Annotated in this window: 17 protein-coding genes; 15 read left to right on the forward strand and 2 right to left on the reverse strand. The window is 40.4% G+C overall.

The window, feature by feature from the left end:
- The first annotated feature begins 121 nt into the window (after window positions 1-121).
- From AN213_RS16255 to AN213_RS16315, 13 genes are all read left to right on the forward strand, one after another.
- Entirely contained in the window at window positions 122-1,432 is a 1,311-nt protein-coding gene (locus tag AN213_RS16255) for an amidohydrolase family protein (RefSeq protein ID WP_055199158.1), read from the forward strand.
- Between the two features lie 8 nt (window positions 1,433-1,440).
- A complete protein-coding gene (locus tag AN213_RS16260; protein ID WP_054563972.1) occupies window positions 1,441-1,845 on the forward strand; it encodes a DUF4440 domain-containing protein in 405 nt (134 codons plus the stop codon).
- Between the two features lie 17 nt (window positions 1,846-1,862).
- Window positions 1,863-3,074: a HAMP domain-containing sensor histidine kinase gene (locus AN213_RS16265; RefSeq protein ID WP_055199159.1), complete on the forward strand. Its 1,212-nt coding sequence runs from the start codon at window positions 1,863-1,865 to the stop codon at window positions 3,072-3,074.
- The gene (locus tag AN213_RS16270; protein ID WP_055199160.1) at window positions 3,071-3,604 is read left to right on the forward strand and encodes a response regulator transcription factor; all 534 of its coding nucleotides are present in this window, start codon (window positions 3,071-3,073) and stop codon (window positions 3,602-3,604) included. Before AN213_RS16265 ends, AN213_RS16270 begins: the two co-directional genes overlap by 4 nt.
- 152 nt (window positions 3,605-3,756) lie before the next feature.
- Window positions 3,757-4,161 carry a DUF1761 domain-containing protein gene (locus AN213_RS16275; protein WP_054563975.1) on the forward strand — a complete coding sequence of 135 codons (405 nt, stop codon included), beginning with the start codon at window positions 3,757-3,759 and terminating at the stop codon, window positions 4,159-4,161.
- Window positions 4,162-4,200: 39 nt separating this feature from the next.
- Window positions 4,201-4,452, forward strand: coding sequence for a hypothetical protein (locus AN213_RS16280; protein WP_054563976.1), 252 nt, complete (start codon window positions 4,201-4,203; stop codon window positions 4,450-4,452).
- Window positions 4,453-4,599: 147 nt separating this feature from the next.
- A complete protein-coding gene (locus AN213_RS16285; protein WP_054563978.1) occupies window positions 4,600-4,869 on the forward strand; it encodes a CBU_0592 family membrane protein in 270 nt (89 codons plus the stop codon).
- A 183-nt stretch (window positions 4,870-5,052) separates the two neighbouring features.
- A complete protein-coding gene (locus tag AN213_RS16290) occupies window positions 5,053-7,035 on the forward strand; it encodes a TonB-dependent siderophore receptor (protein WP_055199161.1) in 1,983 nt (660 codons plus the stop codon).
- A gap of 23 nt (window positions 7,036-7,058) precedes the next feature.
- The gene (locus AN213_RS16295; protein ID WP_055199162.1) at window positions 7,059-8,798 is read left to right on the forward strand and encodes an ATP-binding protein; all 1,740 of its coding nucleotides are present in this window, start codon (window positions 7,059-7,061) and stop codon (window positions 8,796-8,798) included.
- Entirely contained in the window at window positions 8,795-10,165 is a 1,371-nt protein-coding gene (locus tag AN213_RS16300) for a sigma-54 dependent transcriptional regulator (protein ID WP_055199163.1), read from the forward strand. Before AN213_RS16295 ends, AN213_RS16300 begins: the two co-directional genes overlap by 4 nt.
- Before the next feature lie 213 nt (window positions 10,166-10,378).
- Window positions 10,379-11,338: a porin gene (locus tag AN213_RS16305; protein WP_054563982.1), complete on the forward strand. Its 960-nt coding sequence runs from the start codon at window positions 10,379-10,381 to the stop codon at window positions 11,336-11,338.
- A 57-nt stretch (window positions 11,339-11,395) separates the two neighbouring features.
- A complete protein-coding gene (locus AN213_RS16310; protein ID WP_054563997.1) occupies window positions 11,396-12,826 on the forward strand; it encodes an SLC13 family permease in 1,431 nt (476 codons plus the stop codon).
- A gap of 191 nt (window positions 12,827-13,017) precedes the next feature.
- Window positions 13,018-14,373 (forward strand): coniferyl aldehyde dehydrogenase, encoded by a 1,356-nt coding sequence (locus AN213_RS16315; protein ID WP_095209787.1) that lies wholly within the window; start codon window positions 13,018-13,020, stop codon window positions 14,371-14,373.
- Window positions 14,374-14,391: 18 nt separating this feature from the next.
- Here the strand turns inward: AN213_RS16315 and AN213_RS16320 are convergent, their stop codons facing one another.
- A complete protein-coding gene (locus AN213_RS16320; protein ID WP_054563984.1) occupies window positions 14,392-15,114 on the reverse strand; it encodes a tetratricopeptide repeat protein in 723 nt (240 codons plus the stop codon).
- A gap of 546 nt (window positions 15,115-15,660) precedes the next feature.
- Between AN213_RS16320 and AN213_RS16325 the strand changes: the two genes are divergently transcribed.
- Both AN213_RS16325 and AN213_RS16330 read left to right on the forward strand, forming a co-directional pair.
- Window positions 15,661-16,509, forward strand: a complete 849-nt coding sequence (locus AN213_RS16325) for a DUF6279 family lipoprotein (RefSeq protein ID WP_055199165.1) — start codon at window positions 15,661-15,663, stop codon at window positions 16,507-16,509.
- Window positions 16,510-16,707: 198 nt separating this feature from the next.
- Window positions 16,708-17,739, forward strand: coding sequence for a GGDEF domain-containing protein (locus tag AN213_RS16330; RefSeq protein ID WP_095209784.1), 1,032 nt, complete (start codon window positions 16,708-16,710; stop codon window positions 17,737-17,739).
- Window positions 17,740-17,749: 10 nt separating this feature from the next.
- Here the strand turns inward: AN213_RS16330 and AN213_RS16335 are convergent, their stop codons facing one another.
- A complete protein-coding gene (locus tag AN213_RS16335) occupies window positions 17,750-18,694 on the reverse strand; it encodes a LysR family transcriptional regulator (RefSeq protein ID WP_055199166.1) in 945 nt (314 codons plus the stop codon).
- Window positions 18,695-18,796 lie beyond the last annotated feature (102 nt).

The following is an 18,796-nucleotide window of genomic DNA, read 5'->3' on the forward strand; positions in this document are numbered from 1 at the left end:
TAAATTTTTCCGAAGTTATATCAAAATTCACTTGTTAACACTAGTTCATTGCTGCGCTATGTCGTAAATAATGGCATTTACTCAGTATTTAAGTTAAACCTAGTATAAAAAAGAGGCGATTATGAAAAAAATAAACCTAAAAATAAGCACATTATCGGTACTGTCTTTATTATCTTCGTTTGCGGTTAATGCACAAACAACCATTATTTATGCTGGAAAGATGCTGGTAGGCACTGATCAAAATGTCAAAGAGCAGCAAACGCTTGTTATTGAAGACAGTAAAATTACCGCAATAAAAGCTGGTTTTCTAACAAAGCAGCAATTAAACCTCAGTGATGCAGATGTTATTGATTTAAAAAATCAGATGGTATTGCCGGGTCTGATTGATATGCACGTTCATGTTACCTTTGAACGAGATGCAAAACGTAACCCACACCAATGGGCAACTGAATACGAAGCCGATTACGCTCTTCGCTCTCTAAAGTACTTACAACGTACGGTTGATGCAGGTTTTACCTCTGTGCGTGACCTAGGTAGCAGCTATCAAGTTATCTTTCCATTAAAGCGTGCGGTTGAACGTGGCGATATTGTTGGCCCTCACATTTTTGCTGCGGGAGATATGATCACACCGACCGGAGGTCACGGTGATATGCATGGCTATCGCCGTGATATTACCAAAGCGACAGAAGGGGGTGGCTTAGGTGTGTGTGATGGCGCAGCCGATTGTACTCGTGCAGTGCGCGATGTAATTAAAAGCGGTGCCGATGTGATTAAAATAACCGCGACAGGTGGTGTTTTAAGTAATACAGCGGCAGGGGTTAATCAGCAATTTACTGATGAAGAACTCAGTGCCATTGTAAACACAGCCCATCATTTAGGCCGCAAAGTGACCGCTCATGCTCATGGCACAGAAGGTATAAAAGCAGCACTTAGAGCGGGTGTTGATTCAATCGAACATGGCTCTTTTTTAGATAAAGACACGGTTAAGCTTTTCAAAAAGCAAGACGCGTATTTAGTTCCAACCTTACTCGCTGGCGCAACAGTAAAAGAAGAGGTGCTAAATAACCCTAATATGCCAAAAGCAATTGCTGATAAGGTCGAAGTAGTAGCGCCAAAAATGGAAGCATCGTTTAAATTAGCGTTAAAAAACAAGGTTAAAATAGCCTTTGGTACAGATTCAGGCGTATCTAAGCATGGTGATAATGCTAAAGAGTTTGAGTTATTAGTTAAATACGGCATGACACCAAAGCAAGCAATTAAATCAGCCACCGTTGAAGCTGCTAAACTATTAGGTCAAAGTGATAACCTCGGTGACTTGAGTGTTGGTAAACAAGCAGATATTATCAGCGTGAATATGAATGTGCTTGATAACATTAGTGAACTTAGTCAGGTTCAGTTTGTTATGAAGGGCGGTAAAGTGCTCAAACAGTAAGGGTTACTATGGGCGGTAAAATTAAAGAGACGTTATTTAATCATTTAATTGATGCAGAGCGGCAGCTTCTTGAGCCAGAGGTACGGCAATCTGCTGAAGCGCTTGATGCATTACTTGATGATGATTTTATTGAAATAGCCGCTGATGGCACGTCATTTAATAAGTTCCAAGTTTTAACCCGCCTGCCAACTGAGGTGGTACCGCAGTTTTATAATCAACATTTTAAAGGCCGAATGCTCAGTGATGATATTGCACAGCTAAGCTATCAAGCGGCCTTTAGACGTTCAGCTCGCTCAGAGTTTAACTACTCAGTTCGTATGTCACTGTGGCGTTTTAATGGTAAACAATGGCAAATGGTGTTTCATCAAGGAACGCCTTGTGCTGTTTTTACAATTTCAATGGACGATGATTAAGCTTTAAAGAGTCCGTTATGCAAACCGATCCGGCGATCAGTCGCCTACTAATTTTAAGAAGCGCCGCAATCGCCGTGCAGTTTGTTGCTGTTATTGCGGTATATTTTCTTTTTGAATACCAAATCCCCTTACTGCCTTTGCTTGCTGTAATTTGTATTGAAGCAATCTTTCAGCTGTTAAGTATATTCGCTTACCGAAATGTCACGAAAGCCAAGCCTGCAGCTGTGTTGATGCAGTTGACAGCCGACTTATTGTTTTTAACTATTTTGCTCTCCTTAAGTGGTGGAGCAACAAATGCATTTGTTTCGTTATTACTGTTACCGATAATGATAGCGGCGGTGACTGTTAATGCGAAAGGGCTTGCTTATACAGCTGTGCTGGCAATCGCCGCTTATAGTTTTTTACTGATAAAAATGCCAGAACACACCATGCACCAAATGCAGATGACTCATCATTTTATTGGTATGTGGATTAACTTTGTTATCAGCGCCATCGTTATTGCCTTTGTAATTGGCACATTAAACAGCACGTTAAGAGCCAGAGAAGCTACTATTTCCCGTACCCGCGAGCAACAATTAAGGCATGAGCAATTATTAACGCTTGATGGCGCTGCCGCACAAGTAACGCATCAACTTGCAACGCCGATAGCAAACTTACAGCTATTATTTGAAGAGCTAAAAGAGCAACAAGCTGATGACCCTATTGTGCAAGAAATGGCTAAGCCATTAGCACAGTGTAAAGAGCAACTTGCTCATTTTAGGTCACTTTCAAATGCACTAAGAACCGGTGAAACACAACAAGTGATTAGTGCTAAAACACTGCAAAACACGATTCAAGATGCGATGACACTGCATTTTCCAGAGCAAAACCTACAATGGCTAAATGACGCCCCTGATTGTTCGATTTTAAGTGATGCCATGCTGTTACCGGCTATTTTAAACTTGTTGCAAAACGCCGTATCGGCAAATAACCATAATCAGCAACACAACATCGAAGCTAAATGGCAAATCGATCAGCAAATACTTTCATTGTCGTTACGTGATTTCGGTCAAGGATTTAGCGAGCAACAAATGGCATCATTAGGCGGTCAGCTCATGCCAAGTAGCGATGGAATGGGAATGGCAGTTATGCTTTCTAATGTAACCTTAGAGCGTTTGAATGGCTCATTAACACTCAGTAATCACCCGCAGCAAGGCGCTATTGCGATGGTTAGTTTAAAAATTGTATGAAACTTTTAATTATTGAAGACGATGTAAACCTAGCCAGCACGCTTGCGAGGCGCTTTACAAAACAAGGCTTTACATGTGAGCTCGCTCATAACGCTGAGCAAGCTTTACAAAAAACAACCACTTTTGAGGCAAGCCACTTTCTGGTGGATTTAAAACTCGGTGATGATAACGGCCTTGCGCTAATTAAACCTTTAAGAGAACAATTTCCTTCAGCGCGTATCGTATTGCTCACGGGGTTTGCCAGTATTGCCAGTGCAGTAGAAGCGATACGTTTAGGTGCTGATGACTACTTACCAAAGCCTGTCGATTTCAATTCATTATTAAAAACAATCTTGGGTGATGTTGAAGCTGGTGCCTCATCGGTAAACCCAGAGCCAAGCCAAATAATGTCGCCAGAGCGTCTTGAGTGGGAGCATATTCAACATGTATTGCATAGCAACAATGGTAATATCTCTGAAACTGCGCGCCAACTGAATATGCACAGAAGAACCCTACAACGTAAATTACAGAAAAAACCCGTACAACACTAAATTGATTGTTTATTAAACTGAAATAATGCAGTGTTTAATGCAAAAGTATGGTTTAGATATTAATAGGTACAAAACTCAGCCTTTTTGATTTGCTGCATCGCTGATCCTTAACTAAAGTCAAATTAAACCTGTTAGTTGTATGAGTCTGGCGTATGCATTTTTCAGAACTTAATTACTTCGCGATCTTTTTTGCTGCCCTTGCATCTTTCTTATTGGGTGCTGTGTGGTATTCACCTTGGCTTTTTAAACGTATTTGGATGGAAAGTTGTGGTTTAACAGAGCTTGACCTTCAGAGCATCAATCCGGTTATGGTGTTTGGCGGCAGCTTTGTTTTATGTTGTTTAATTGCATTTAGTTTATCGTTATTTATTGGCGCAAATGTCAATGTGGGAGTAGCTGTTGGCACAGGGTTTATTATTGGCTTGTGCTGGGTTAGCTGTGCCTTAGGTATTGGCTATATTTTTGAACAACGCCCATTAAAATTGTTCTTAGTTAATGCAAGTTATTCAATATTACAGTTTTCTGTTATCGGCTTAGTTTTGGGGCTCTGGCCTTAACATGTTAAGGTAAGGTTTTATTTTAGCAATGTAGTTGTAATGGCAAAACCAAACAAAAAAGGCCCGACCAAAACAGTCGATATTTTTTGCTCACAATGTAAAACCCAGTTATTTAAATACCGCAAAGGCGGAAAAGGGGCGTTGGTTAAGTGTTTTGTTGAACGTATTAGCCAAGACTTTACCAATGAAACAGGTATCTGCCCTGACTGCCAACGTCAATTCGCCCGTGAAACCATGATCCGCGGCGCACCTGCTCTAAAAATTATCGGTGGTAAGGTGACCCATAAATAGAATTAAAATACGGACATTTATCCTCGTTTATCCCTCATGCTCTGATACTATTGACCGGTTTGCTGTTTCAATGAATGAAAACAACCCTCCCCATGGATTGGGCCAGTTGTATGGGTATAAACACATGAACAAAATGGACTCACGCACGTGATAGCACTTTTATTTGATATTATTGGCATGACAGGCACATTCTTAGTGGTTGGTGCTTTCTTTTTATTACAACTGAATAAAGCATCGCCAACCGGCCTTGTGTATAACATGATGAACTTAACAGGCGCGATTCTGTTACTAATTAGTCTTTGTTATAACTTTAACCTTGCTAGTTTTGTTATCGAAATTTTCTGGATAGCGGCGTCACTTATTGGTTTATATAAGTACATCAAGGCAAAGCGTACTGCTAATGTTGAAACAGCTTAATTAAGCTTAGCTCAATAAAATTAAAACCCATTTTTAGCTGAAAGTGGGTTTTTTTGTATCCACTTTCGAGAACTCTTCAACTAAAACTATAAAAACATTGCAAGCTTGCCAATCTTTTGTATTAATAGTGTAAACAAGGTGTTGCTTTTGCAGCATAGGCTATTAGTACAGGTATCTCGCAGCGTGAAGCTTTTAAGATGTTCAGCACTTTTTTCAATTGCAGTTGCCTCAACCATTCCATTGGTTGCAAACGCGACTGACGAGCAAGACTTATTCTCTTTAAGTTTTGAAGATTTGCTTAATGTGCAAGTCGATATTGCTAGTAAAACCAGCGAAACCTTGTCATCTGTTCCTTCAACCATGAGTGTATTTAGCCGTAAACAAATTCAAGCGCTTGGTGTTGATAACGCCTATGAGGTAATGAACTTTGTGCCAGGTATGCAATCAACCCGTGGAGATTGGGTGGGTGCTGTGCCTAAAGATCATGCTCGAGGTGTATATCTTGATAGCGGTAATGTACTGGTGATGATCAATGGTGAGCGAGTTAATGAATCATCATTTGGTAAAGCCTCTGTTTACATGCCTTATATTCCTATTGAAATCATCGAAAAAATAGAGTTTATTCGCGGTCCAGGCTCGGCACTGTATGGCAGTAATGCGTTTTTAGGGGTGATGAATATTGTTACCTCTAAAGAGCGAAATACTCTGCAACTTGTGGTTGGCAATAATGGTCGCTACGGGGCAACAGGGCAGTTCAATGCCTCTTTAAGTGATGATACATCACTCTTTACGAGTTTTTCGTATGATCAAAAAGACGGCGAAAGCTACCCGCAAGGAGTAAAAGATCCTCTTGAGGCGCTTTACCTAGAAGCAGGTGTTGATTACAAAAAGCTGCAATTACGTGCTCGTTACAACGAAACATCCCTTGATGAATTTTTAAACCTTGCTGGCTATTCAACACAAAATCAACACACCAGTGATAACACTTTTGTTGGCATTAAATATAACTGGATTAATAACGACAAGTTAAAGCTGGATTCTAGTTACTCGTACACTAAACATAATATCTCTAGTGCTGGTTTAATCGCTGCTTTTGACGATATACCTGACTTTTTACTTGGCCCAGCATGGCAAACGACCGATAGCAAATTTGAGACTGAATTGAGTTATCAATTTGAAAATCAATGGCAGCTTGCGGCGGGTATAGAATACGCAGAGGCTAAACAAGTCGAAGCTGGAGTACGTACTAATTACTATGATGATGAGTCGATGTTAGTCATTATTGACCCCGCTTATTATCAGCAAGGTATTGTGACGGTGATGGACTTTCCTGAATTTGCATCACTTAAATATACCTTCGAAACATATAGCGCCTACGGGCAGTTAAAAATACCTTATTCAGATTCACTTACTTTATTTGTAGGGGCACGCTATGACGATGTGAAAGACATCGACAGTAAACTTTCGCCTCGCCTTGCGGGCGTTTATGTAATAAACCCAGAGCATACCGTAAAAGTGCAATATGGCGAATCGTTCAGAACACCCGTTACTAATGAGCTTTTTTCAAATGATGATGTCACCGTAGGTAACCCGTCACTTCGCTCTGAATCGGTAAAAACCACTGAGCTTGTTTGGCATTATCAAACCTCAGAGTTACAAGCAAATGCGGTGCTTTTTTATAATGAACTCAATGATTTTATAAACATTGAGCCAACGCAATCTAATGAAGCCTTGTTTACTTTTGCAAACTCATTTAACACTCAAAACAGTGGTATCGAGCTTGATGGTACTTGGCAATCAAGTAAAGAGTTTTCTGTAACGGGCACTTACACGCAATACTTTGAAGACCCAATTAATGCGAGCTTTAAGCGTTTTGCAAGCTTAGTGAGTAGTTATAACTTATCTGACAGCTGGCAAGTGAGTTTAAACTTATTGTGGCGTGATAAAGTTGAGGTAAGTTCGGTTACCGGTGCTCACTTCAAACAGTCTGCCTATAGCTTATTAGGTGGCAGCTTAAAGTGGCAGTTAAACGCTAACAGCCAACTTATGCTGAAAGCAGAAAACCTGTTAGGCAAAAAATATAACGTGTTTGATCCACGAATGGACAATGGCGCTGTCGCTGGTACAACAGAAGATTTATCGTTACACTACCAGTTCAATTTCTAGTTGCGCTGCTCGCAAAGGTTTGAATGTCGTCATTAAGTAAAAAGTTAGTTATTGCAGGTGCAATGCTTTTATTGTTGCTTGTGTTAGTTTTTTACGTTGGACGCGCTCACGACTATCAACAAGCAGAGCAACAAAGCCGTGTTCAAGCTACTCAGTTAAGTCATTACTTTTCAAGCGAATTAGCCCGATTTAAAACAATTCCGACCTTAGTCAGTGCCAATGATTTAGTTAAATCTTTTGTGGTTAAGCAAGGTATAGGCGAGCAGGCTGTTAATTATTATTTAGAAGATATCCAACGTGCTAGTGGTGCATCTGACGTCTATTTAATGGATTTAACAGGCTCGGTGGTGGCAAGTAGTAACTGGCAAGTTGATTACACCTTTTTGGGCAGTAACTTTGCTTTTCGACCTTATTTTTATTTAGCCAAGCAAGGTGAAAAAGTAGCTTATTTTGCTTTAGGTATGCGCTCAAGTGAGCGGGGCATTTACTTTTCAGAGCCGGTTATTGATAAAGGTAACGTTATTGCCGTTGTCACTTTAAAAGTGAATGCGAAAAAGTTTGAACAAGACCGCCAGCTACTTAATGCATCAGACAGCACTCACTTTTATATTGCACTAGAAGATAGTGTTATTGTGATGTCAGACGTTGAGGACTGGCGATTAAAGTCACTTGAATCGCTTAACGACGAACAAATGGCTGCTTTGGTTAAGTCGCGCCGCTACTTGTCTCATAAACCGAGTTTACTTAATCATAATCATAAGTCTTTAAGTGAACAAACCGCACAGCAAAATATTCAGCTTAATGGCAAGCAAGCGCGCTTTATTAGTGCCACAGAAACAATAGACATTATAAACGCCAAAGCCAGTGTGCTGGTGGATGTAACTAATGTGGAGCTTGCGCAAATACCTCGACTGCTTTGGTTTAGTGTGTTTTATGCTATTGCTGTTGTGCTTATTCATATGGCGATGGTGCGCTTTGCGGGCTACAAAAAGCTCTTGTTTTCAAGACATAGCCTTGAGCAAGAAGTAATTGAACGAACCCAAGCGCTCGAAAAAGCGCAAAAAGCACTGATCCAAACAGCTAAGCTTGCGACGATAGGTCAATTAAGTGCGGGCATTAACCATGAAATCAATCAGCCCTTAAGTGCCATGAACACTTATTTAGTAAGTGCAAAGAGGTTGCTTATTAAAGGCAGTATTGAGCAAGCCAGCGAAAATTTAGTGCTGGTGCAATCTCTAATAGAGCGTGTTCACAAAATTGTCGCTCAGCTTAAGCATTTTAGTAAACCCGCACAAACCCAACTTAGGCAGCAAAGCTTAGCGAGCATGTTAAAAAATGCGTTAATGATCGCAAGCGCCCAGTTAAAGCAAGACGATATCGAGGTTAAAGCTGCTGATATTGATGCAAATATAACAGTGTGGGTCGATAGCGTTAAGTTTGAACAAGTCTTGGTTAACGTGATCACCAATGCTAGCCAAGCAATGAGTGAGTCTGAAAAGCGTGAATTAAGTTTTGATCTCGAACTATTCGACGACCGAGTGAAGCTATCAATTCTTGATACAGGACCAGGTATTGATCAACATGCATTGGGTAACATCTTTGAGCCATTTTACAGTACTAAAACCAGCAACGGTTTAGGTTTAGGTTTATCTATTTCACGGCAAATTATCGACTCATTTAACGGTCGATTATCTGCGCATAACCGCCCTGAAGGCGGCGCACAATTTATAATAACCTTACAAACAAATAAGGAACCATCATGAGTGTAGTTGCAGCGACCTGTAATCAGGTAATCGTTATTGATGACGAAGCGGTGATACGCGATTCATTAAAGCAACTCCTTGAGATTGAAGGTTATCAAGTTCAGTATTTTAGTGAACCAACTGCGGCACTTTCAAAATTGAGTCGTCGTTTTGAAGGGATTGTTTTAAGTGACATAAACATGCCAAAAATGGACGGTTTGGCATTTTTAGAACAAGTTAAGGCCTTTGATAGTGAGCTACCGGTTATTTTTCTTACCGGCTTTGCCGATGTATCTGTTGCCGTTAAAGCCATGCAACTTGGCGCTTATGATTTATTCGAAAAGCCACTCACAGAGCAATTGTTAGATTGTATCGCCCGCGCTTCAGAAAAACGTGCTTTAGTGATGGAAAACCGCGCCTTAAAAATCGCAGTAGAAAAAACCTCTGCGCCCGGTGTGCGAATTTTAGGTGAAACTGAGCAAATGCAACAAATGATGCATTTACTCAATGCGGTTATCGACACTCCCGCTGATGTTTTAATAGAAGGTGAAACTGGCACAGGTAAAGAATTAGTTGCCCGTTACTTGCACGATCAAAGTAACAGATCAGCGGCTAATTTTGTTGCCATAAACTGCGGCGCAATCCCTGAACAGCTTATCGAAAGCGAACTTTTTGGTGCAGCCAGTGGCGCATATACAGGTGCTACGCAATCTCGCCAAGGTAAGTTTGAATTTGCTAAAGGCGGTACTGTCTTTTTAGATGAAATAGAGTCAACGCCTGCAAGTTTACAAGTAAAGTTATTAAGGGTGCTTGAAGAGCGTAAAGTAACGCCTGTAGGTGATAACCACGCCATTGATTTAGACGTGCGTATTGTTGCTGCCACCAAAGTAGACTTAATGACACTAGTCGAAGCAGGGGAGTTTAGAGCCGATTTATATTACCGATTAAACTTAGTTAAAGTGAGTATTCCGGCATTACGAGACAGAAAGGCCGATATTCCACTGTTGTTTAAACATTTTAGCTCGATAGCGGCAACACGTTTTCATAAACCACCTGCACCACTAAGTAGTGAAGCAAAACAACGACTTCTTGCCTACGATTGGCCGGGTAATGTGCGAGAGCTTAGAAATCAGGCTGAACGTGCGGTATTGCTAGGCTCTGATCTGGCCTTTGCCTCGTACAGCGATGCAAATAGTGACAACGAGCTTGCTCAAGACTTAAGCCTTGCCGAGAAAATTAGTTTTTATGAGCAATCACTTATCGAAGAAGCGCTCGAGCGTAATAACGGCAGCATAAAAGAGACTATGGCTACATTACAAATTGCTCGTAAAACCCTTTATGACAAGATGACCAAGTACGGTATTAATCGCGAAATGTTCAAAGACTAAGCAACCCTCTCATATTAAAGTCTTCCCAATGGGTGGAACTGGTGACAGCATATTTTTAAAAATGTGTGGATATCCACCCATAAAAAACTGCTCCTTTTACGTCAATAAAGTTAATTTACTGTTATTTAAGAGCTTTTTTAAAATTAACTAAGTTGGCAACCAACTTGCCTTAATAGTTAGGAACAACAATTTGAACCTAATAAGGGGCGCATAATGACAACAATATTCACTCATACAAAAACACGCGTAGCAGCGGCTGTGATTTTAGCTAGCACAGCAGGCTCAGCAATGGCAGCAGACTACGCGGTATACGGTAAAGCAGAAGTTCAAATAGCAAACACAGATACAGGCGTTATGCGCTATGCAGATGAAGGTACGCAAATCGAAGCACCTTTTTCTCGTATTGGTATTAAAGGTAGCCACAAACTAACTGAGTCGCTAAAAGCAGTATTCAAATACGAAGTTCAAGTAAAAGGCTTTGAGCATGACGATACCAGTGAGCCATTTTCAGCTCGTAATACCTACTTAGGCCTTGCAGGCGATTTTGGTGAAGTGGTTGTAGGTCGTAACGACACCCGTTTTAAATACTCAGAAGGTAAAGTAGACGGTTTTAACGAAACCCAAGCTGATATCGCTCAGCTGATCCCTGGTCAAGACCGTATCGGCGATACCATTACCTACAGCTCAAAAACATACGGTGGCGCATCTCTAGCGCTAACTTACGCACCTAAAGATGACAGTAGCAACGATGAAGATGGTTTTGCGGCAACGGTTATTTATGGTGACCGTGCATTAAAATCTAAAGACTATTATGTTGCTATCAGCCATGTTGATGCACTTAATAAGTTAACAGCAAGCCGCGTTGTTGCAGCATGGAAACTTGATAACCTACAGTTAGCGGGTTTATTCCAGCGCAGTGAATCAACCGACGGTACGAAAGAAGGCAATGGCTATGCACTTAGCGCAAGCTATGCAATCGATAAATGGGTACCTAAGCTGCAATATGTTAAAGACGACTCAAAAATTCGCCATGCTGAAGAAGGTAAACAATGGACAGCAGGTGTAGACTATGTTTTTGATAAACAAACCACAGCATACTTATTCTATACTGATTTAGATTTAGAACTTGAATCAGACAACAGCGTTGCAATTGGCCTTAAATACAAGTTCTAAGGAGTCGGTATGTCATTAGTAAATCAAACAAAAGATGGCTCACAGCCACGCCCATTAATGAGCACAGTAATGTTACTGCTAGGCCCATTAGTGATGTTATTAACTTGCTTAATCGATCCACCAGCGGGTATGAGTGTATCAGCATTACGTACCGCAGGCCTTGCATTTTGGATGGCTACTTGGTGGGTCAGTGAAGTTGTGCCAATTCCTGCTACTTCATTATTGCCACTGGTTATATCACCTCTTGCTGGCATTGCAGCAATCAAAGGGGTCGCATCACCTTATGCACACCCTTTGATCTTTTTATTCTTAGGCGGCTTTTTGATCTCAATCGCGATGGAGCGTTGGGGTTTACATAAGCGTATTGCACTTAATACCATGCTTCGTGCTGGTACTAAGCCAAGCCTACAAATTTTAGCCATGATGTTAGTAACGGCATTTTTATCAATGTGGATGTCAAATACAGCAACTGCTGTGATGATGTTACCGATTGCTATGTCGATTACTATGTTGGTTAAACAGTCTAACCCTGAAAATGATCAATTTGGTAAAGCGTTGTTATTATCAATCGCTTATGGTGCAAGTATCGGTGGTATTGCTACTTTAATTGGTACCCCACCTAATGCACTTATGGCTGCGTATTTATCAGACAGCTACAAAATTGATATTGGCTTTGCACAGTGGATGAAAGTAGGTGTACCACTTGCAACTGTTATGCTGGCTTTATGTTGGGTTTGGTTAACTAAGTTTGCTTATAAAGTAGATACCGATTGTGCCAAAGCAGCAAGTAAAGATACTAAATCGTTATTCTTATCGCAGTTACAAGAGCTTGGTGCAATGCAGCGCGCTGAAAAAGGCGTAGCAGCCGTGTTCGTTTTAGCGGCAGTATGCTGGATCTTCAGACCTGTACTTGCCGACTTATCGGGCTTAAAAATCTCTGATACCGGTATTGCTATTGCTGCAGCATTATTATTGTTCGTGTTACCGGCAAACAAAGGTGATGGTGAGCGTATTCTTGATTGGGAAAGTGCCGCTAAAGTACCGTGGGGCGTGTTACTACTATTCGGTGGTGGTTTAACACTGGCTGCGCAAATTAAATCATCTGGTCTTGCTGAATACATTGCTCACATGATTGAAGGGGCGAGTGCAATTCCATTGGTGTTAAGTGTTCTAGCAGTGGCAACCTTAATTACTTTCTTAACTGAGATCACTAGTAACACAGCTACAGCGGCAGGTTTCTTACCACTATTAGGCCCAGTTGCTGAGTCAGTATTTGGTACACCGCTGGTATGGGTAATTCCTGCGGCTATTGCGTGTAGCTGTGCGTTCATGATGCCAGTTGCGACACCGCCTAATGCAATAGTGTTCGGCTCTGGGCAAATTCAAATGCGCGATATGATCCGCTCTGGCTTTGCACTGAACATAATTGCTATTGCGATGATCACGGTAGTTACTATGACTATTGCCGCAGTGGTATTTGGTTTTTAGTTAAGCCTTTAAGTTTTCAATCTATTCCAACCAATAACAGCGCTCACTATGAGCGCTGTTTTTACATTTATTAAGTTGCTCAGATAAATATAGCTAGTTATAGTGGCTAAAATCGTTTATCAAGAGATGATGTTTTGACTGATATACACGCACAATTACAGAGTGAATTTATAAAACTCAACGATGCTTTTATGGCCGAGCCTTATTTAGCTATTGATCAGCGTATAAAGCTTTTAAAAACGATTAAATCCCGCCTAATTGAAAATGAGCAAGCCTTAGTTGCAGCAACAAGTAAAGACTTTGGTTACCGTACCGAGTTCGATACGGTACTGGGTGACTTATTGCCAACGGTAAAATCATTAACTGACATCATCAAGCGCTTACCCAAATGGTCACGAAACGAGTCACGCAGTGTGGGTATCAGTTTATGGCCTTCATCGGCACACATTCATTATCAGCCTAAAGGAGTCGTGGGCGTTATTGCGCCGTGGAATTACCCAATTCAATTAGCATTAGTACCGGCTATTAGCGCATTAGCGGCGGGTAACCGTGTGATGTTAAAACTGAGCGAATTCACCCCACATACCAATGCTGTTATTAAGCAGGTAATGGAAGGTGCACTTGCTGAGCACTGCATTATTGTTGAAGGCGAAGCCGACACCGCGGCGGCGTTTTGCGATTTACCTTTTGCTCATTTACTATTTACTGGCTCAACATCAGTAGGGCGTAGAGTGATGCAAGCGGCCAGTAAAAACCTCACCCCAGTTACCCTTGAGTTAGGTGGTAAATCACCGGTTGTTATTCTTGATGATGTGAATATCAAAGAGGCTGCAAAAACCCTGTTATTCGGCAAGCTAAATAACGCAGGGCAAATATGTGTTGCTCCTGATTATGTGTTTGTGCCCAAAAAGCTTGAGCATCAGTTAGTCTTACAACTTAGTGAATTGTATAAAAAGCATTTTAAACAAGGTGTTGAAGGTAAGAATCTAACGTCTATTGTCTCTGATAGGCAATATCAACGTTTAATTACAACTTTGCAGGATGCAAAAGACAAAGGGGCTCAAGTATTCGAGCCAATAGAAGGGCATCAAGTTGATGAACTCAAACATCGCATGGGGTTACATATTTTAACGCAACTAAATGACGATATGCGGGTAATGCAAGAAGAGATCTTTGGTCCTTTACTGCCAATTATGAGTTATGAATCACTGCAACAGGTGATTGACACCATCAATGCCGATTCATCACCTCTTGCCATGTATATTTTGGGTCATGACAAAGACAAAATAAGTAAGTTAAGTTCATCAATCAGAAGTGGTACATTGGCAATTAACGATGTACTGATGCAGGTAACAGCCGATCAGTTACCATTTGGTGGTATTGGTGAGTCAGGGATGGGGCACTATCATGGTATTGAGGGCTTTAAAACCTTTAGCCATGCAAGAAATACCCTAGTATCAGGTAAGTTTAATCCACGTACCAGCTTGTTGCTAAAGCAAAATAAGTTGCTGATCAAACTATTAAAATGGATGTACTTGCGCCGTTAAGCGCAAGTACACTGCTTGTTATAGACGCCCATCAGGTGCGTATAAACCAGCCTGAATTTTTGCATAAATCGCGTCTGCTTTTTCTTTTGCAGCTTCAATTTCTGCAGGCATCATATTGCGCTCATCAAGCTTACGGCTATGGCTTGCATCCATGTTGCCGTTGTATTCAGCAATGGTATTCCAAATGTATGATTTCTCGAGATTCTTAGGAACACCTAAACCCTCGTAATACATCAACGCCATATTAAACTGAGCAAGAGTAAAGTTATTTGCTGCCGCTTTTTGGTACCAGCTAAGCGCTGTGCGGTAATCTTGAATTACCCCTTCGCCATTGGCGTACATAACCCCTAAATTAAACTGAGCTGCCGGGTGATTTTTTTGTGATGCCATTTCATATAATGAAATTGCTTTTTCTTTATCAAGTTTGACACCTTTACCTTCTTGATAAAGTACACCTAATGCAAACATTGAATCAGCATGTACTTTTTTTACTGCCTTCTCGTACAACTCTGCTGCTTTACGGTAGTCGCGTTGCACACCAAAACCACCTTCGTACATTTTAGCAAGCTCATACATTGCAGGGGCATAACCTCTGTCTGCAAGGTAATTAAATTCATGAAGCGCTTCTTCAAAACGACCTTCATTTGCCGCTAATTGGGCATCTTCAAGACTGGCATTTGCTAAAGGTGACAAGATTAACGTGCTAGCGAGCAATAGTGATTTAAAATTAGGCTTGATCATAGTCTGCCTCCAAATGTGTGTTAGGTATCAATAACAAAGCATTGAGCTATTGATATAATGCATTGCCAAACAGCCACTGAGCAAAACATCACTTTTAGTTTAGACCCAACAGCTGCAAATGCCCAATTAATAGACAGCGGCAAGCTTTGCAATTAACAAGTAGGCTTAAGATACAGATTTTACAGAAAAATTAAAGAAATAAAAAAAGCCCGTAGCGGGCTTTTTCGTGTCATATCTACCGTCACCGATATGAGCAATGTAGCAAGTAAAGTGTAACGTTTTATGTCTATGTTTGGGTCGAGGAAACAGATGACAATCAAGAGTTACGTCTTGAACTAACTTGGTTAAACAGCATCAAAGCCTTTAACAGTATGATGTTGCTGTGAGAATAGTTTAGCGAACCAAGTTGTTGATAACGATTATTACTTAGGTTTAATCGTTCGTCAACACCTAAATGATAATTAATTTCATTTAATTGCTGTTGCTGAATATTTGTTCTCGGTGGTATGTTTACTTTGTTTTGAAACAGGATTTGAAAAAACTACAATGAAAAAGCTATCAAAGTATCTAATCGTATTTAGTTTATTGTTTACAGTAGCGGGGTGTTCTCCTAGTTTTACTTACAATAATTTAGGTTGGTTATCAGGATTTTGGATTGATGATTATGTCGACCTCAACAGTGACCAAGCTGATAAATTTAAGCATATCGTCAAAACCAGCCGCGATTGGCATCGAGAAACACAACTCCCTTTATACAAACGTGATCTTGAAAGCTTAAAGTCCATGTTAGATAAGCAAGTTGATCATAACGAGCTTAAAGCACACTTCGTACAAGCAAAGCAGCATTGGCAAACGCTGGTTGATAAAATCGAGCCTGAACTTATTGATTTAGCAAACTCTCTTTCATATGAACAGCGAGTTGAGTTTGTTGCTGCACTGCAAGAAAACATTAACGATGAGTACAAAGAACACGAAGAAAAATCGCCTGAGCAACATAAAAAAGAACGTTTAGAAGAAAACCTTGAAAACTATAAAGAGTGGTTCGGTACCAAGCTATCTGCACAGCAACAAACACTGATAGAGAACTCATCAAATACTCGAGTCAGTACATTCTTACTGTGGATGCAGTACAAGCAAAAGCGTTTAGATGCATTAAAAGCGCTATTTATGCAAAAGCAAAAACCAGCAGATTTTGATAGTCAACTCGCTGTTATCATTAATGACCGTTTTGCATTTATGAGCGATGAGTTAGTTGCCGCCGATGATAAAAATCTCGATAACTACGTTAACTTACTATTGGAGCTAAAACCTACATTAACCGATAAACAGCGTCGTAACGTACGCGATGAGTTTGATGAGTTAATTGAAGAGGTTAGTGACTTGATTGAAGATTAGGTACTAGGTGTGCCTAAGCGACGTATAAAACCTCTGCTGCCTCGCACATTATGATTTAAAAATAAAAACTAAAAAGTATTGTTTTTTCGGGTTTTTATGTAAAATTTTGCATTGATATGCAAGATTACTTAATAACTTGTTCCTAAATTTATTGTTTCGCGTTAAAATTAAGCAACTATAACAATAACGAGAAACTGGATGGATATTGGGGCGCTAAGAGGCACTCAAGCATTACGAAATAACGTTCTTAAATGGATGGGCTTTTGTCTTGGTGTGCTGGCTGGAATATTCGCTGTTTTCAATCTTTTTATTAATGACTTTTATGTCCTTGGAGCATTAGAAGTCGTTTTTGCGTCGTTTTGTTTTTATATATTTTTTTATACCCGAAAACGCAATGGTCATCTTTGGCAGTCGCTTACCTTATGCGTGTTTTTAACGTTACTCATCACGTTAGGTACTTACCTTAGTAATATAAAAAGTTTGTTGTTCATTTGGACGTGCTCACTACCGGTTTTATTTTATCTGTTATTAGGTAAGCAATACGGCAAAGTTTTGTCGCTTCTAGTGGCAGTACTGCAAGGGGCTATTCTATTAACCAAACCAAGTCTTGAACCTCTCAATAGTGTCAACTTTTTACTTAATTTTTCATTTACTTACATAAGTATTTGGGCAGTGTCTCATACCTTTGAAAATAGTCGTGCTGAATATGGTAAGCGGCTCGAAAACTTAGCATTACTTGATCCTTTAACCGGGGCAGGTAACCGCTTGGCGATGACCCATTATTTTGAAGTTGAACTAAAAAACAAAAACGGCTTGTTCATCTTAATGCTCGACCTTGATTACTTTAAGAATATTAATGATCAGTATGGCCACGATGTGGGCGATCGCATTTTAATTGAAGTCACCAGTTTCTTTAGGCAACGCATTAGTAAAGGCTACGTATTTCGTATCGGCGGTGAGGAGTTTGCTATCTTCTTACCTGACAGCGACCCGCAAAGTGCCTATGAATTTGCAGATATGCTGCGCGACCACTTAGCAACAACTATCCACAACATTGATGAGCAAGCTATTAATTTGACCATTAGTATTGGTGTTGCTTGCTACATGCCAAATCAAACCCTGAAAAACTTTATTAAGCGTGCTGACGATGCGCTATACCAAGCCAAACAGCAAGGTCGAAATAGAGTGGTAACGGCGTATGAGTTAAGCCAACAAAATAAAGCGAGTTAACGTTTTAAACTTAACCTTTGTACATAGTGTCAAAGTCAGGAATGTTTGCTTCCCATACTGGAATATCTTTGCCTATGTATTCACGCATAGCATCAAAGAATAAACGTGTTCTTACAGGCAAGTCTCTGTGTGGGTAAACCGCATACACCGCGCTGTAATCGAGTAATTCCATATCGGTTAAAATTGGTACGAGATCGCCACGTTTAACTTCGTCATCAAGAATAAATGCCGGTGCTAGAACATATGCATTGCCTGAAATTGCCTTCATCAAAAGTACTTCGGCATCGTTCGCTCGAAAGACGCTTTTGATATTTTGCTCAATAATATCGCCATCGGCATTACGATAGCGAATACCGCCAATGCGTTTACTTGGGCTTGAATAGCTAGCTGCAGGTAGTTCTTTTAAGTCTTCAACATGTTTAGGCATACCGTATGTTTCAATAAACTCAGGTGAAGCCAACAGCAACATACGGTTACGGGCTATTTTACGAGCAATGAATGACGAGTCTTTTGGTTCGCCAACACGAAACGCTAAATCATAGCCCTCTGATACTAAATCAATCAGTCTGTCGTCTAAACGAAGCTCTACTTCAACTTGTGGAAAGCGTTTTTGAAAGTCGTTAATTACTGGCTGAATATAACGCTTACCGATAATACTTGATGAGGTGATTTTTAACGTACCACGGGGTTCTTGGTGGTAATTCTCTGCAAGTCTTACGGTATCTGATAACAAATCTCTGAGTTCAGCTGCTTTTTTTACCATTTCTGCGCCAGCAGCAGTCAACGAAAAAGAGCGCGTGGTACGATTAAGTAAACGCACTCCTAATTCATCTTCAAGACGGCTAATTTGTTTTGAAATGACTGAGCGGTCTATATTTCTAGACTCAGCAGCTTTAGCAAATGAGCCTCGTTCAATCACTTCAAGCAACATCAATAAGCGGCTGGTGGTATCCATAGCAGTTCCTCAAACTTTATTGGTGCCATTCTGGCATTAATGAATTTAAAAATCTATCATTTTTATCCGCTAATTAGTTCCGTAACATTGTCTCCAATCTAT

This window comes from Pseudoalteromonas sp. P1-8 (assembly GCF_001399985.1).
Taxonomy (GTDB): domain Bacteria; phylum Pseudomonadota; class Gammaproteobacteria; order Enterobacterales; family Alteromonadaceae; genus Pseudoalteromonas.

Coding starts and splice junctions, on each gene's coding strand:
- AN213_RS16320 (WP_054563984.1), bottom strand. CDS start 15,114: ATGATCAAGCCTAATTTTAAATCACTATTGCTCGCTAGCACGTTAATC.
- AN213_RS16310 (WP_054563997.1), top strand. CDS start 11,396: ATGAGCACAGTAATGTTACTGCTAGGCCCATTAGTGATGTTATTAACT.
- AN213_RS16270 (WP_055199160.1), top strand. CDS start 3,071: ATGAAACTTTTAATTATTGAAGACGATGTAAACCTAGCCAGCACGCTT.
- AN213_RS16315 (WP_095209787.1), top strand. CDS start 13,018: ATGGCCGAGCCTTATTTAGCTATTGATCAGCGTATAAAGCTTTTAAAA.
- AN213_RS16265 (WP_055199159.1), top strand. CDS start 1,863: ATGCAAACCGATCCGGCGATCAGTCGCCTACTAATTTTAAGAAGCGCC.
- AN213_RS16325 (WP_055199165.1), top strand. CDS start 15,661: ATGAAAAAGCTATCAAAGTATCTAATCGTATTTAGTTTATTGTTTACA.
- AN213_RS16275 (WP_054563975.1), top strand. CDS start 3,757: ATGCATTTTTCAGAACTTAATTACTTCGCGATCTTTTTTGCTGCCCTT.
- AN213_RS16260 (WP_054563972.1), top strand. CDS start 1,441: ATGGGCGGTAAAATTAAAGAGACGTTATTTAATCATTTAATTGATGCA.
- AN213_RS16305 (WP_054563982.1), top strand. CDS start 10,379: ATGACAACAATATTCACTCATACAAAAACACGCGTAGCAGCGGCTGTG.
- AN213_RS16255 (WP_055199158.1), top strand. CDS start 122: ATGAAAAAAATAAACCTAAAAATAAGCACATTATCGGTACTGTCTTTA.
- AN213_RS16300 (WP_055199163.1), top strand. CDS start 8,795: ATGAGTGTAGTTGCAGCGACCTGTAATCAGGTAATCGTTATTGATGAC.
- AN213_RS16335 (WP_055199166.1), bottom strand. CDS start 18,694: ATGGATACCACCAGCCGCTTATTGATGTTGCTTGAAGTGATTGAACGA.
- AN213_RS16280 (WP_054563976.1), top strand. CDS start 4,201: ATGGCAAAACCAAACAAAAAAGGCCCGACCAAAACAGTCGATATTTTT.
- AN213_RS16330 (WP_095209784.1), top strand. CDS start 16,708: ATGGATATTGGGGCGCTAAGAGGCACTCAAGCATTACGAAATAACGTT.
- AN213_RS16295 (WP_055199162.1), top strand. CDS start 7,059: ATGTCGTCATTAAGTAAAAAGTTAGTTATTGCAGGTGCAATGCTTTTA.